Here is a 13,149-nt window from a genome sequence, read left to right on the forward strand (position 1 = left end):
CTCGTTCCCTGGGAGCCGCGAGAACGTCCTCCGGGTGTCTCCGGATGCCCCCGGGCGCTCCGGGGGCGGTCAGCGGCGTCGGCGGCGGAGGGTGGTGACCTGGACCCCGGCGACGGCCATCAGGGCCAGGGCGGCGCCCGCCAGGCCCGGGGCGAGGCCTTTCGGGGTGAAGGTGCAGGAGAACTCGGTGGTGCCCGGTGGGAGGTCCACGGCCAGCAGGCCGTGGAAGGGCTTCAGCGGGGCCGAGCACTGCCAGCCCGGGACGGCGGTCGTGGCGATGACGGCCGTGCCCCCGGTGGGGGCGGGGAGGGTGGCCCCGATGGTGTGGCCGCCCGGACGGACCGCGGTGGCGCCGGTGACGGTGAGGTGCCGGACGGTCGCGTCGAGCGCCGCGCGGTCCAGGCAGCCGAGCGGGTACGCGCCCGCGTCCGCGTCCTTCGTACGGGTCTGCACGGTGACGTCGACCCGGCCCGAGGCGGGGACGGTGCCCAGCGGGGTCACGCCGGTCATCCGGTCCTCCAGGAGCCGCTGGGGGCCGCCGTCGGCGCGGACGGTGCCGTACGGGGCGGGGGAGTACCAGTAGGCCTCGGAGCCGGGGGTGCAGCGGGCGGCGTACGTCTGCTCAGTGGCGGTGCCGCCGCGGGTGACCGGGGGGACCTGGTAGACGGTGGCGCCCAGGACGTTCTCCTGGCGGGCGTAGACGCTCTCCGCCGGGTTGGGGGACGTGTACGGCGCGGTGCGGACGGTGACCAGCGGGGGCGCGGGGAACTTCGAGGCCGTCCAGGTGCCCGCGGCGGTCCCCGGGCGGACCCGCGCGCCGATCGAGAAGATCGCGTCGAGAACCGGGTTGTCGGCGCCGAAGAAGGTCCGGCCGTCGTTCTTGAAGCCGTAGCCGAGGGGCTCCAGGGCCTGGTAGGTGGCCTCGGGGAGGTAGCTGCTGTAGTACTGCGGCCCCTCCGCCCGCAGCGCCAGGGCGTCGTTGTAGGCGCTCTGCGGCGCACCCGAGTCGGTCCGGTGGGCGGGCCATCCCGCCACTTCGCGGACGGCCTCGAAGTGGTCGCCGATCGACCGGCTCGACGTGGTGACGGGCTTGGCCCAGCGCTCGCGGGCCCGGCGGGCGTCCGCGTTGGCGGCGGCCACCGTGGACTCGGCGAACACGACGCCGATCATCAGCGCGGCGGCCACCGGGATCAGGAACCGGCGCTTCTCGCCGAGCCGCAGCAGGCACAGGGCCAGCAGGGAGACCCCGCCGCCGCCGAGCACGGCCGGCCAGGTCCAGCCGCCGAAGTCGTCGGCGCGCCGCAGGACGAAGGTGGCCGCCACCAGGAGGGCGGCGACCAGGGCCAGGTGCAGCGGGCGCGGCCGGTCGGCCAGCGCCAGCCAGGCCACGATCACCACCATCCCGCTGAAGACGAAGGTCTCCCGGTACGGGTTGCCGTTCGGCACCGCCAGCCCGTGCCACAGGAACTGCGTGGGCGGGAACTGGAAGGAGGCGAGGACGAGCAGGGTCGCGGCCGCCCACACCAGCCGGGTCCGCTTCGCGACGGCGCTGTTCAGGACGAACGAGCCGGCCAGGATCAGGCCGAGCGAGGCGACGTAGAGCCGGGGGCGGCCGCCCCACAGGTGCGTGGCCGGGAGCACGCCCGCGAGGAAGAGCTCGATCCGTACGGGGTCGAAGGCGGCGGCCCTTGTGGGCTGCGCGGCCCCGCTGGCCAGGAACGACGGCAGGAGCAGCGGCAGGGTCAGCAGGATCCCGGTGCCGGTGGCCGTCGCCGCCCGCCACAGCGTGCGCAGCCGCTGCCGGCCTGTCATGTCGCGGGTGATCATGCGGATGGCCAGCAGGACGCAGGCGGCCATCGTGGCCATCATCGCGGTGTAGAAGTTCCCGAACCAGGCGAGCGCGACCAGCAGGGCCACGCCCGGCCAGCGGCGTTCCTCCAGGCACCACTCGACGGCGATGCCGAGCACGGGGAACGCGACCAGGCCCCAGAGCCACATGGGGATGTACGAGGCGTCGCTGAGCGCCCAGCCGCACAGGCCGTACGTCGCTCCGAGCACGCCCCGCTGCCACCACGGGCCGGGGTGGAGCTTGCCGAGGTACACGGTCATCACCGCCGCGGCGGTGCCCATCGTGATCGGGGTGACCGCGAAGACGGCGAGGTCGACGTGGGCGCGGGGGACGAGGACGGCCAGCCAGGAGAAGGGGTTCCCGAGGTAGGTGTGGTAGTCGGCGAGGAACTGCTGTCCGAAGCCGCCGCGCCAGGTGAAGAGCAGGTCGCCGGCGGCCTGCCCGTGGACGAGGTCCCACAGCGCCCGGTGGAAGGGCACGTACTGGTTGGCCTGGTCGTTCAGGGCTCGGCCGGTGTTCCCGAAGGGATAGGTGCCGCGGGCCACCCAGGCCGCGCAGAAGGCACCCGAGGTGATCAGGAAGGCCAGCAGGGGGCCGCGGGAACGGGTGATCCGGCGGATGGCCGTTCTGTGCGGGGCGGGTCTGCGGGGGGCCGGGAGGCGGGCGTCGACTGTGGTCGGCTCGGGTGCCACGGTCCCCAATGTCCTGCTCCCTGCTGATCGACTCGCGGGCGTCCCGCGCCGGTCAAGCCGTCAGTTTAGGGCGCCGGGGCGGGGCGCAGGGCCGATTGGGCCGCCCCCCACTTGCGCGCGGCGGGTTTTCGTGCTGGCCATTTGTTTTGACCTACCTCTGTGAGGTAGGTACGCTCTGACCTTGTGCCTGGGGTGTGCCCTGGGCTCCCGCGTGTGCGTAAGACCCCGCGGAGAGCCGAGAAGACCACACCGCAATCTGCGCCCGACCCACTTCGGTGAAAGCGTGCAGTGTTCGACACACCCGACCGCGTGGGTCGGGGGAGTTCCAGGTTAGTTTCACTACACGGCACACAGAAACCGGAGAAGTAGTGCCTACGATCCAGCAGCTGGTCCGGAAGGGCCGGCAGGACAAGGTCGAGAAGACAAAGACCCCCGCGCTCGAGGCTTCGCCCCAGCGTCGCGGCGTCTGCACGCGTGTGTTCACGACCACCCCGAAGAAGCCGAACTCGGCGCTCCGTAAGGTCGCGCGTGTGCGTCTGACCTCCGGCATCGAGGTCACCGCCTACATTCCGGGTGAGGGACACAACCTGCAGGAGCACTCGATCGTGCTCGTGCGTGGTGGCCGTGTGAAGGACCTGCCGGGTGTTCGTTACAAGATCATCCGCGGTGCGCTTGACACCCAGGCTGTCAAGAACCGCAAGCAGGCCCGCAGCCGCTACGGCGCCAAGAAGGAGAAGTAAGAATGCCTCGTAAGGGCCCCGCCCCGAAGCGCCCGGTCATCATCGACCCGGTCTACGCATCTCCTCTGGTGACGTCGCTCATCAACAAGATCCTCCTGAACGGCAAGCGCTCCACCGCCGAGCGCATCGTTTACGGCGCCATGGAAGGCCTCCGCGAGAAGACCGGCAACGACCCGGTCATCACGCTGAAGCGCGCGCTGGAGAACGTCAAGCCGTCCCTCGAGGTCAAGTCCCGCCGTGTCGGTGGCGCGACCTACCAGGTCCCCGTCGAGGTCAAGCCGGGTCGCCAGTCGACCCTGGCCCTCCGCTGGCTCGTGGGTTACTCCCGCGCCCGTCGTGAGAAGACCATGACCGAGCGCCTCATGAACGAGCTGCTCGACGCCTCCAACGGTCTTGGCGCTGCCGTCAAGAAGCGCGAGGACACGCACAAGATGGCCGAGTCCAACAAGGCCTTCGCGCACTACCGCTGGTAGTCCCACCCCACATCGAGACCGAGAGAAGACCGAAGCCTTATGGCTACCACTTCGCTTGACCTGGCCAAGGTCCGCAACATCGGGATCATGGCCCACATCGACGCGGGCAAGACGACCACCACCGAGCGCATCCTGTTCTACACCGGTGTGTCGTACAAGATCGGTGAGGTCCACGACGGCGCCGCCACGATGGACTGGATGGAGCAGGAGCAGGAGCGTGGTATCACCATCACGTCTGCCGCGACGACCTGCCACTGGCCCCTCGAAGACGTTGACCACACGATCAACATCATCGACACCCCGGGTCACGTCGACTTCACCGTCGAGGTGGAGCGTTCGCTCCGCGTCCTCGACGGCGCCGTCACCGTCTTCGACGGTGTGGCCGGCGTCGAGCCGCAGTCCGAGACCGTTTGGCGTCAGGCGGACCGCTACGGCGTGCCGCGTATCTGCTTCGTCAACAAGCTCGACCGCACCGGCGCCGAGTTCCACCGCTGCGTCGACATGATCAAGGACCGCCTCGGTGCGGTTCCGATCGTCATGCAGCTCCCCATCGGTGCCGAGGCCGACTTCCAGGGTGTCGTCGACCTCGTCACGATGAAGGCGTTCGTCTGGTCCGCCGAGGCGACCAAGGGCGAGATGTACGACATCGTCGACATCCCGGCCACGCACACCGAGGCTGCTGAAGAGTGGCGCGGCAAGCTGGTCGAGACCGTCGCCGAGAACGACGACGAGATCATGGAGCTCTTCCTCAACGGCGACGAGCCGTCCGAGGAGCAGCTGCACGCCGCCGTCCGTCGGATCATCCTCGGCTCCGGCAAGGGCAAGGGCGAGCCCACGATCACCGCGGTGTTCTGTGGCACGGCGTTCAAGAACAAGGGCGTTCAGCCCCTGCTCGACGCCGTCGTCCGCTACCTGCCGTCGCCGCTGGACATCGAGGCCATCGAGGGCCACGACGTCCGCGACGCCGAGACGGTCGTGAAGCGCAAGCCTTCCGACGAGGAGCCCCTCGCCGCGCTCGCGTTCAAGATCATGCGCGACCCGCACCTCGGTAAGCTCACCTTCGTCCGGGTTTACTCGGGCCGCCTGGAGGCCGGCACTGCGGTGCTGAACTCCGTCAAGGGCAAGAAGGAGCGCATCGGCAAGATCTACCGCATGCACGCGAACAAGCGTGAGGAGATCGCCGCGGTGGGCGCCGGTGACATCGTCGCCGTCATGGGTCTGAAGCAGACCACCACCGGTGAGACGCTGTGTGACGACAAGGCCCCCGTGATCCTGGAGTCCATGGACTTCCCGGCTCCGGTCATCCAGGTCGCCATCGAGCCCAAGTCCAAGGGTGACCAGGAGAAGCTGGGTGTCGCCATCCAGAGTCTCGCGGAGGAGGACCCCTCCTTCCACGTTCACTCGGACGAGGAGACCGGCCAGACCATCCTCGGCGGTATGGGCGAGCTGCACCTCGAGGTGCTGGTCGACCGTATGAAGCGCGAGTTCAAGGTCGAGGCCAACGTCGGCAAGCCGCAGGTCGCGTACCGCGAGACGATCCGCAAGACCGTCGAGCGTCACGACTACACCCACAAGAAGCAGACCGGTGGTACCGGTCAGTTCGCCAAGGTGCAGATCGCGATCGAGCCGATCACCGAGTCGGACGGCCCGGCGTACGAGTTCGTGAACAAGGTCACCGGTGGCCGCATCCCGAGGGAGTACATCCCCTCGGTCGACGCCGGTGCGCAGGAGGCCATGCAGTTCGGCATCCTGGCCGGCTACGAGATGACGGGCGTCCGCGTCATTCTTCTCGACGGTGGCTACCACGAGGTCGACTCCTCGGAGCTCGCCTTCAAGATCGCCGGTTCGCAGGCCTTCAAGGAGGCCGCGCGCAAGGCTTCTCCCGTACTGCTCGAGCCGATGATGTCCGTTGAGGTCACCACGCCCGAGGAGTCCATGGGCGATGTGATCGGCGACATCAACTCCCGCCGTGGCCAGATCCAGGCCATGGAGGAGCGTCACGGCGCGCGTCTCGTGAAGGGCCTCGTGCCCCTTTCGGAGATGTTCGGTTACGTCGGAGACCTCCGCAGCAAGACCTCGGGTCGCGCCAGCTACTCGATGCAGTTCGACTCCTACGCCGAGGTTCCCCGGAACGTCGCCGAGGAGATCATCGCGAAGGCCAAGGGCGAGTAACTCTTCCGAGTACACGCTTTAGGCTTGTCACCGGAGCCTCTGGGGCAACAGGAGCAAACCTCCGTTGCCCCGGAGGGACCGGCTTTCCAGCAAAGATCACCTGGCGCCGATGAGTAAGGCGTACAGAACCACTCTCCAGGAGGACCCCGTGGCGAAGGCGAAGTTCGAGCGGACTAAGCCGCACGTCAACATCGGCACCATCGGTCACATTGACCACGGTAAGACGACCCTCACGGCCGCCATTACCAAGGTGCTGCACGACGCGTACCCGGACCTGAACGAGGCCTCGGCCTTCGACCAGATCGACAAGGCTCCTGAGGAGCGCCAGCGCGGTATCACCATCTCGATCGCGCACGTCGAGTACCAGACCGAGGCGCGTCACTACGCCCACGTCGACTGCCCGGGTCACGCCGACTACATCAAGAACATGATCACCGGTGCCGCGCAGATGGACGGCGCGATCCTCGTGGTCGCCGCCACCGACGGCCCGATGCCGCAGACCAAGGAGCACGTGCTCCTGGCCCGCCAGGTCGGCGTCCCCTACATCGTCGTCGCGCTGAACAAGGCCGACATGGTGGACGACGAGGAGATCCTGGAGCTCGTCGAGCTCGAGGTCCGTGAGCTGCTCTCCGAGTACGAGTTCCCGGGCGACGACCTGCCGGTCGTCCGCGTCTCCGCGCTGAAGGCGCTCGAGGGCGACAAGGAGTGGGGCGAGAAGCTTCTCGGCCTCATGTCCGCCGTCGACGAGGCCATCCCGACCCCGCCGCGTGACACCGAGATGCCGTTCCTCATGCCCGTCGAGGACGTCTTCACGATCACCGGTCGCGGTACCGTCGTCACCGGCCGTATCGAGCGTGGTGTCCTGAAGGTCAACGAGACCGTCGACATCATCGGTATCAAGGAGACCAAGACCACCACCACGGTCACCGGTATCGAGATGTTCCGCAAGCTCCTCGACGAGGGCCAGGCGGGCGAGAACGTCGGTCTGCTCCTCCGTGGCATCAAGCGCGAGGACGTCGAGCGCGGCCAGGTCATCATCAAGCCCGGTTCGGTCACCCCGCACACCGAGTTCGAGGCCCAGGCCTACATCCTGTCGAAGGACGAGGGTGGCCGTCACACCCCCTTCTTCAACAACTACCGTCCGCAGTTCTACTTCCGTACCACGGACGTCACGGGTGTCGTCACCCTGCCGGCCGGCACGGAGATGGTCATGCCGGGCGACAACACCGAGATGTCGGTCGCGCTGATCCAGCCGATCGCCATGGAGGAGGGCCTGAAGTTCGCCATCCGTGAGGGTGGTCGTACCGTGGGCGCCGGCCAGGTCACCAAGATCACGAAGTAATTTCGTGCTCTGACCTGGTAGCCCGTTCACCGGGCACCAAGTTGCACTGAAGGGCCCCGGCCCATCGCCTCGGCGGTGGGACGGGGCCCTTCGGCATGTGCGGGCCGTCCGTCCGTACCGACGGGTGCGGGTACGAGTGAGGGCCGCACCCCGGACGGGGTACGGCCCTCACCTGCGTACGGCGGTGGGTCAGCTCACGCGCAGGGACTCGGTGAACTCGACGCAGGCGGCGTGGTCGGGCAGCAGACCGGTCGCGAGGGCGTCGGCCAGCGAGGGAGCGGCCTCGTCGCGGGCGGACAGCAGCGGGACGTCGGCCGGCCACTCGATGCCCAGGTCGGGGTCGAGCGGGTGCACCGAGTGCTCGCCGGTCGGGTTGTACGTCTCCGAGCAGAGGTACGACAGCGTCGCGTCGTCGCTCAGCGCGCAGAAGCCGTGGCCGAGACCCTCGGGGATGTAGACCGCGCGGCGGTCCACGTCGTCGAGGCGGACACCTTCCCACTGTCCGAAGGTGGGGGAGCCGACCCGCAGGTCGACGATGACGTCGAGCACGGCGCCGCGTACGCAGGTCACGTACTTGGCCTGGCCGCGCGGTACGTCGGCGAAGTGGATGCCGCGGACCACGCCCGCGGAGGAGACCGAGAGGTTCGCCTGTGCCAGGTTCAGCGGGTGCCCGACGACCTCGGCCAGCCGGTCGAAGCGGTACCACTCGGTGAACAGGCCGCGCGGGTCGCCGTGCAGCTGCGGGGTGACCTCGAAGGCGCCCGCTATGGACAGTTCGCGGAACTTCATCCGGCGTTCTCCTCGGCGAGCAGCATCAGCAGGTAGTCGCCGTAGCCGCTCTTGGTCAACGGCTCGGCCAGGGCGCGCAGCTGTGCGGAGTCGATCAGGCCGGCCCGCCAGGCCGCCTCCTCGATGCAGCCGATCTTGAAGCCCTGACGCTCCTCGATCACGCGGACGAACTCGGAGGCCTGCACCATCGAGACGAAGGTGCCGGTGTCCAGCCACGCGGTACCGCGGTCGAGGATGGTGACGTTGAGCTCGCCGGCCTGGAGGTACGCGTCGTTGACGGCGGTGATCTCCAGCTCGCCGCGGGCACTGGGCTCGAGCCCCCGGGCTATCTCGACGACCTGGTTGTCGTAGAAGTACAGACCCGGTACCGCGTAGCGGGACTTGGGCTTCTCCGGCTTCTCCTCGATGGAGATGGCCTGGCCGTCCTCGTCGAACTCGACCACGCCGTAGGCGGTGGGGTCGGCCACCGGGTACGCGAACACACGGCCGCCCTTGGCGTCCGTGTGCTGGGCGAGGCGGGTGCCGAGGCCACTGCCGTGGAAGATGTTGTCGCCGAGGATCAGGGCGACGGACTCGTCACCGATGAAGTCGGCGCCGAGGACGAACGCCTGGGCGATGCCCTCCGGGCGCTCCTGGACGGCGTACTCCAGCCGCAGGCCGAACTGCGAGCCGTCGCCGAGCAGTCGCTCGAACTGTTCGCGGTCGTCCGGGGTGGTGATGATCAGGATCTCGCTGATACCCGCCATCACGAGGGTGGAAAGGGGGTAGTAGATCATCGGCTTGTCGAAGACGGGCAGCAGCTGTTTCGAGACTGCCCGGGTCAGCGGCCAGAGTCGAGATCCGGTGCCACCGGCCAAGAGGATTCCACGCATGGGGAGAACCCTATGCGAGAGGGCGTGGGGGAGCAGAGCTCAGCACATGTGACGTTGGGCGGACCGCTAGACTCTTCGTACTATGCGCATTCTTGTGACCGGCGGCGCCGGCTTCATCGGTTCAGAATTCGTCCGCCAGCAGCTCGCTGCAGATGCCACGGCGCAGATCACTGTTTTCGACAAGCTGACGTACTCGGGCGTCGAGGCCAACCTCGCGCCGGTCGCCGACCACCCCGGATACGCCTTCGTCAAGGGCGACATCTGCGACCCGGACGCCGTCGACCAGGTCATGCCAGGTCACGATGTCGTCGTGCACTTCGCGGCCGAGTCCCACGTGGACCGCTCGATCGCCGGCGCGGGCCCGTTCGTGATGACCAACGTGGTCGGCACCCAGGTGCTGCTCGACTCCGCCCGCAAGCACGGCATCGGCCGCTTCGTCCACATCTCCACCGACGAGGTCTACGGCTCGATCAGCGAGGGCTCCTGGACGGAGGAGTGGCCGCTGGTGCCGAACTCCCCGTACTCCGCCTCGAAGGCGTCGTCCGACCTGCTGGCACTGGCCTACCACCGCACCCACGCGATGGACGTGGTGGTCACCCGCTGCTCCAACAACTACGGGCACTACCAGTTCCCGGAGAAGGTCATCCCGCTGTTCGTCTCGAACCTGATGGACGGCAAGAAGGTCCCGCTGTACGGCGACGGCGGCAACGTCCGCGACTGGCTGCACGTCTCCGACCACTGCCGCGGCATCGACCTGGCCATGCGCAAGGGCCGGGCCGGCGAGGTCTACAACATCGGCGGCGGTACCGAGCTCACCAACAAGGAGCTCACCGGTGTCCTGCTGGAGGCCGCCGGCCTCGGCTGGGACATGGTCGAACCGGTCGCGGACCGCAAGGGTCACGACCTCCGCTACTCGATCGACATCAGCAAGATCGGCGCCGAGCTCGGATACGCCCCGCAGGTCACCTTCGAGGACGGCATCAAGTCCACCATCGACTGGTACCGCGAGAACCGTGCCTGGTGGGAGCCGCTGAAGGCGAAGGCGGCCCTGCAGAAGTGACCGCGAACCCGCGAGCCGGCCGCTGGCTCGTCACCGGCGCCGCCGGAATGCTCGGCCAGGACGTCCTGGCCGTCCTGAAGGACGCCGGCCTCGAGGCCGCGGGCCTGCGCCGCGCCGACCTCGACATCACCGACCCGGCAGCCGTCCGGGCCGCCGTCGAGGGTGCCGCGGTCGTCGTCAACTGCGCGGCCTGGACCGATGTGGACGGCGCCGAGACCGCCGAGGAAGCCGCCACCGCAGTCAACGGCACCGGCGTACGCGTCCTCGCCGCGGCCTGCGCCGACGCGGGTGCGCGCCTGTTGCACGTCTCCACCGACTACGTGCTGCCCGGCGATGCCACGCAGCCGTACCGGGAGGACGCCGAGACCGGTCCGGTCAACGCCTACGGGCGCTCGAAGCTGGTCGGCGAACAGGCCGTCGCCGAGCTGCTTCCGCAGGACGGCTACATCGTGCGGACCGCGTGGCTGTACGGCGAGCACGGGGCGAACTTCGTCGCCACCATGCTGAAGCTGGCCGCCCAGCGGGACACCCTCGACGTGGTCGACGACCAGCACGGCCAGCCCACTTGGTCCTACGCGCTGGCCCGTCACCTCGTCGACCTGGGCCTCGCCGCACTGGCGGGCACGGCCCCGGGCGGGGTCTACCACGGCACCGCGAGCGGCCGGACCACCTGGATGGGGCTGGCGCGCGAGGCCTACCGGCTGAGCGGACTCGACCCCGAGCGGATCCGGCCGACCACCTCCGAGGCGTTCGTGCGGCCCGCCGTGCGCCCGGCCTTCAGTGTCCTTGCTCACGACGGCTGGTCGGCCGCGGGGCTCGAACCGCCGGCCGACTGGCGGGTCCAGCTCGCCGAGGCGATCACCCGCCCGGCCTTCGCCGATCTGCTGGGACCGCCCTCCACGAAGTGAGCCGGCGGGGCTGATCGCCTGCACGCGCACGCCGTCGACGGAGCCCGGGATGCAACCGCTCGGGCCCCGTTGGCGTCATGTGCGGTGCCATATGCTTCTCCTATAAAGATGTTGGCCCCTTCGCGCGAAAGGCGCCGTCCGCTGTGCGACTCTCCGTTCTGACCTCCATCACCGGTCTTCTGGTGCTGGGGTACATCCTCGAGCTGCTGCGCCGCCAGCAACTGCGGGAGAAGTACGCGGCGATATGGCTCGCCATCGGATTGCTGGCCGCCCCGCTCGGGTTCGTCCCCGACCTGCTGGACCCGGTGGCCAAGAGCCTCGGCGTCGCATCCGGCGTGAGCCTGGTGTTCTTCATCGGGTTCGTCCTGGTCCTGCTGGTCAGCCTGCACCTCAGCTGGGAGACCAGCCGGCTGGAGGCGGAGACGCGCACCCTGGCGGAGGACGTCGCGCTGATCCGCGCGCACCTCGTCCAGCAGGGCGGTTACCCCAGCACGTCGCCGCGCGCGGAGGAATCCGGCGCCATCGAGGCACAGGTGAACTCGTGAACGACGGTCGTCGCGTTCTGATCATTCTTCCCGCCTGGAACGAGGAGGACGGACTGCCCTCCGTCCTGAGCGAGATCCAGCGGCAACTGCCGTACGTGGACACCCTCGTGGTCGACGACGGCTCGGCCGACAACACCGCCGAGGTGGCCCGGGCCGCCGGCTCGGCCGTCGCCCAGCTGCCCTTCAACCTCGGTGTCGGCGGCGCGATGCGGCTCGGCTACCGCTACGCGCAGCAGCACGGCTACGACGTCGCGATCCAGGTGGACGCCGACGGCCAGCACGACCCGGCGTACGTGCCGGCGCTGCTGGAGCGCCTCGCCGTCGGCGACGCCGACCTCGTCATAGGCGCCCGGTTCGCCGGCGACGGCGACTACACCGTGCGCGGCCCGCGCAAGTGGGCGATGTCGCTGCTGTCCGTGGTGCTGTCGCGCATCACCCGGACCAAGCTCACCGACACAACCTCGGGCTTCCGTGCCTGCAACCGGCCGCTCATCGAGTTCTTCGCCCGCTGGTACCCCGTGGAGTACCTCGGGGACACCATCGAGTCCATGGTGGGCGCCGCCCGCTCCGGCTTCACCGTGCGCCAGATCCCCGTGGCGATGCGTGAGCGCACCACCGGCCGGCCGAGCGCCTCGCCGTTCAGGGCGATGGTCTACCTCACCCGGGCCGGCCTCGTGCTGCTGCTCGCGATGATCCGCCGGATGCCCGGCGAGCTCAAGGCGTTCACGCCCGGCACCCCGGCGTACACCGCCTTCCAGCAGCGCACGGCCGAGCTGGTCGACCGCGAGCTGACGAAGGCCTAGGCGGAGAACATGTCGCGTTTCGAGATCCTCCTGCCGTACTACGGCGACGTCGCACTGATGCAGGGCGCCGTCCGCAGCGTCCTGGCCCAGGACGGCGACGACTGGCGCCTGACCGTCGTCGACGACGGCACCGAACCGGGCGTCCCCGAGTGGTTCGAGCAGCTCGCCGACCCCCGGGTCCGCTACCTGCGCAACGAACGCAACCTCGGTGTCACCGGCAACTTCAACCGCTGCGTCGAGCTCGCCGAGTACGAGTACCTGGTGCTCATGGGCTGCGACGACCTCATGCAGCCGAACTACCTCCAGGTCGTGCGGGCGACGGCCGACCGCGAGCCGACCGCGGCGATGATCCAGCCCGGCGTCCAGGTGATCGGCACCGACGGTCTGCCGTACGACACCCTGGCCGACCGGACCAAGCGCAAGCTGTACGCGCCCAAGAGCCCGGGCAGGGCCCTGCTCGGCGGCGAGGAGCTGGCCACCAGCCTGCTGCGCGGGAACTGGCTGTACTTCCCGTCCATCTGCTGGCGCACCGAGGCGATCAAGCGCTTCGGCTTCCGGGCCGACCTCGGCGTGATCCAGGACCTCGCCCTGGTCGTGGACCTGCTGGTGGCGGGCGAGAGCCTGGCCACCACGCCGGAGGTCTGCTTCAGCTACCGCCGGCACGCCGAGAGCGAGTCCTCGGCCAAGGCCTACACCGGCCACCGCTTCGAGGAGGCCAAGCGCTTCTTCGTGGAGACCGCCGACCGCCTCGACCGGCACGGCTGGCCGCGCGCCGCCAAGGTCTCCCGGCTGCACCTCTCGTCCCGGCTGCACGCGATCACCCTGCTGCCCGGAGCCGCGATGAAGGCCGGCCGGCCCGGTGTCAGCGCCATGCTCCGCCACGCCACGCGCTGAGCGTGCGGCC

General features: G+C 69.2%; 12 protein-coding genes. 9 read left to right on the plus strand and 3 right to left on the minus strand.

What is annotated here, in order from left to right:
• Window positions 1–69: 69 nt before the first annotated feature.
• On the minus strand, window positions 70–2,541 hold the full coding sequence (locus ACWGIU_RS02130) for a YfhO family protein (RefSeq protein ID WP_453701786.1): 2,472 nt from the start codon (window positions 2,539–2,541) through the stop codon (window positions 70–72).
• Window positions 2,542–2,909: 368 nt separating this feature from the next.
• Here ACWGIU_RS02130 and rpsL point away from each other — a divergent pair, with 368 nt between their 5' ends.
• The 4 genes from rpsL to tuf all read left to right on the plus strand — a co-directional run bounded on the left by rpsL (window position 2,910) and on the right by tuf (window position 7,268).
• Window positions 2,910–3,281 (plus strand): 30S ribosomal protein S12, encoded by a 372-nt coding sequence (gene rpsL, locus ACWGIU_RS02135; protein ID WP_007265893.1) that lies wholly within the window; start codon window positions 2,910–2,912, stop codon window positions 3,279–3,281.
• A 2-nt stretch (window positions 3,282–3,283) separates the two neighbouring features.
• A complete protein-coding gene (gene rpsG / locus ACWGIU_RS02140) occupies window positions 3,284–3,754 on the plus strand; it encodes a 30S ribosomal protein S7 (protein WP_007265894.1) in 471 nt (156 codons plus the stop codon).
• 39 nt (window positions 3,755–3,793) lie between these two features.
• Window positions 3,794–5,926, plus strand: coding sequence for an elongation factor G (fusA, locus tag ACWGIU_RS02145; RefSeq protein WP_381886076.1), 2,133 nt, complete (start codon window positions 3,794–3,796; stop codon window positions 5,924–5,926).
• Window positions 5,927–6,074: 148 nt separating this feature from the next.
• Window positions 6,075–7,268, plus strand: a complete 1,194-nt coding sequence (gene tuf, locus ACWGIU_RS02150; RefSeq protein ID WP_352041759.1) for an elongation factor Tu — start codon at window positions 6,075–6,077, stop codon at window positions 7,266–7,268.
• A gap of 189 nt (window positions 7,269–7,457) precedes the next feature.
• Here tuf and rfbC read toward each other — a convergent pair whose 3' ends face one another.
• Together rfbC and rfbA are read right to left on the minus strand one after the other, a co-directional pair.
• A complete protein-coding gene (gene rfbC / locus ACWGIU_RS02155; protein WP_329099577.1) occupies window positions 7,458–8,057 on the minus strand; it encodes a dTDP-4-dehydrorhamnose 3,5-epimerase in 600 nt (199 codons plus the stop codon).
• Window positions 8,054–8,929 (minus strand): glucose-1-phosphate thymidylyltransferase RfbA, encoded by an 876-nt coding sequence (gene rfbA, locus ACWGIU_RS02160; protein WP_453701787.1) that lies wholly within the window; start codon window positions 8,927–8,929, stop codon window positions 8,054–8,056. Before rfbA ends, rfbC begins: the two co-directional genes overlap by 4 nt.
• Window positions 8,930–9,011: 82 nt before the next feature.
• Here rfbA and rfbB point away from each other — a divergent pair, with 82 nt between their 5' ends.
• The 5 genes from rfbB to ACWGIU_RS02185 all read left to right on the plus strand — a co-directional run bounded on the left by rfbB (window position 9,012) and on the right by ACWGIU_RS02185 (window position 13,139).
• Window positions 9,012–9,989, plus strand: a complete 978-nt coding sequence (rfbB, locus tag ACWGIU_RS02165; protein WP_453701788.1) for a dTDP-glucose 4,6-dehydratase — start codon at window positions 9,012–9,014, stop codon at window positions 9,987–9,989.
• Entirely contained in the window at window positions 9,986–10,897 is a 912-nt protein-coding gene (rfbD, locus tag ACWGIU_RS02170; protein WP_453701789.1) for a dTDP-4-dehydrorhamnose reductase, read from the plus strand. The genes rfbB and rfbD overlap by 4 nt, the downstream gene beginning before the upstream one ends.
• A gap of 143 nt (window positions 10,898–11,040) precedes the next feature.
• Window positions 11,041–11,442 (plus strand): DUF2304 domain-containing protein, encoded by a 402-nt coding sequence (locus ACWGIU_RS02175; RefSeq protein WP_365267911.1) that lies wholly within the window; start codon window positions 11,041–11,043, stop codon window positions 11,440–11,442.
• Window positions 11,439–12,245 (plus strand): glycosyltransferase family 2 protein, encoded by an 807-nt coding sequence (locus ACWGIU_RS02180; RefSeq protein ID WP_453701790.1) that lies wholly within the window; start codon window positions 11,439–11,441, stop codon window positions 12,243–12,245. Before ACWGIU_RS02175 ends, ACWGIU_RS02180 begins: the two co-directional genes overlap by 4 nt.
• A 9-nt stretch (window positions 12,246–12,254) precedes the next feature.
• A complete protein-coding gene (locus ACWGIU_RS02185; RefSeq protein WP_453701791.1) occupies window positions 12,255–13,139 on the plus strand; it encodes a glycosyltransferase family 2 protein in 885 nt (294 codons plus the stop codon).
• Window positions 13,140–13,149: the final 10 nt, after the last annotated feature.

The sequence above is a fragment of the Streptomyces sp. NPDC054840 genome, from assembly GCF_053611065.1.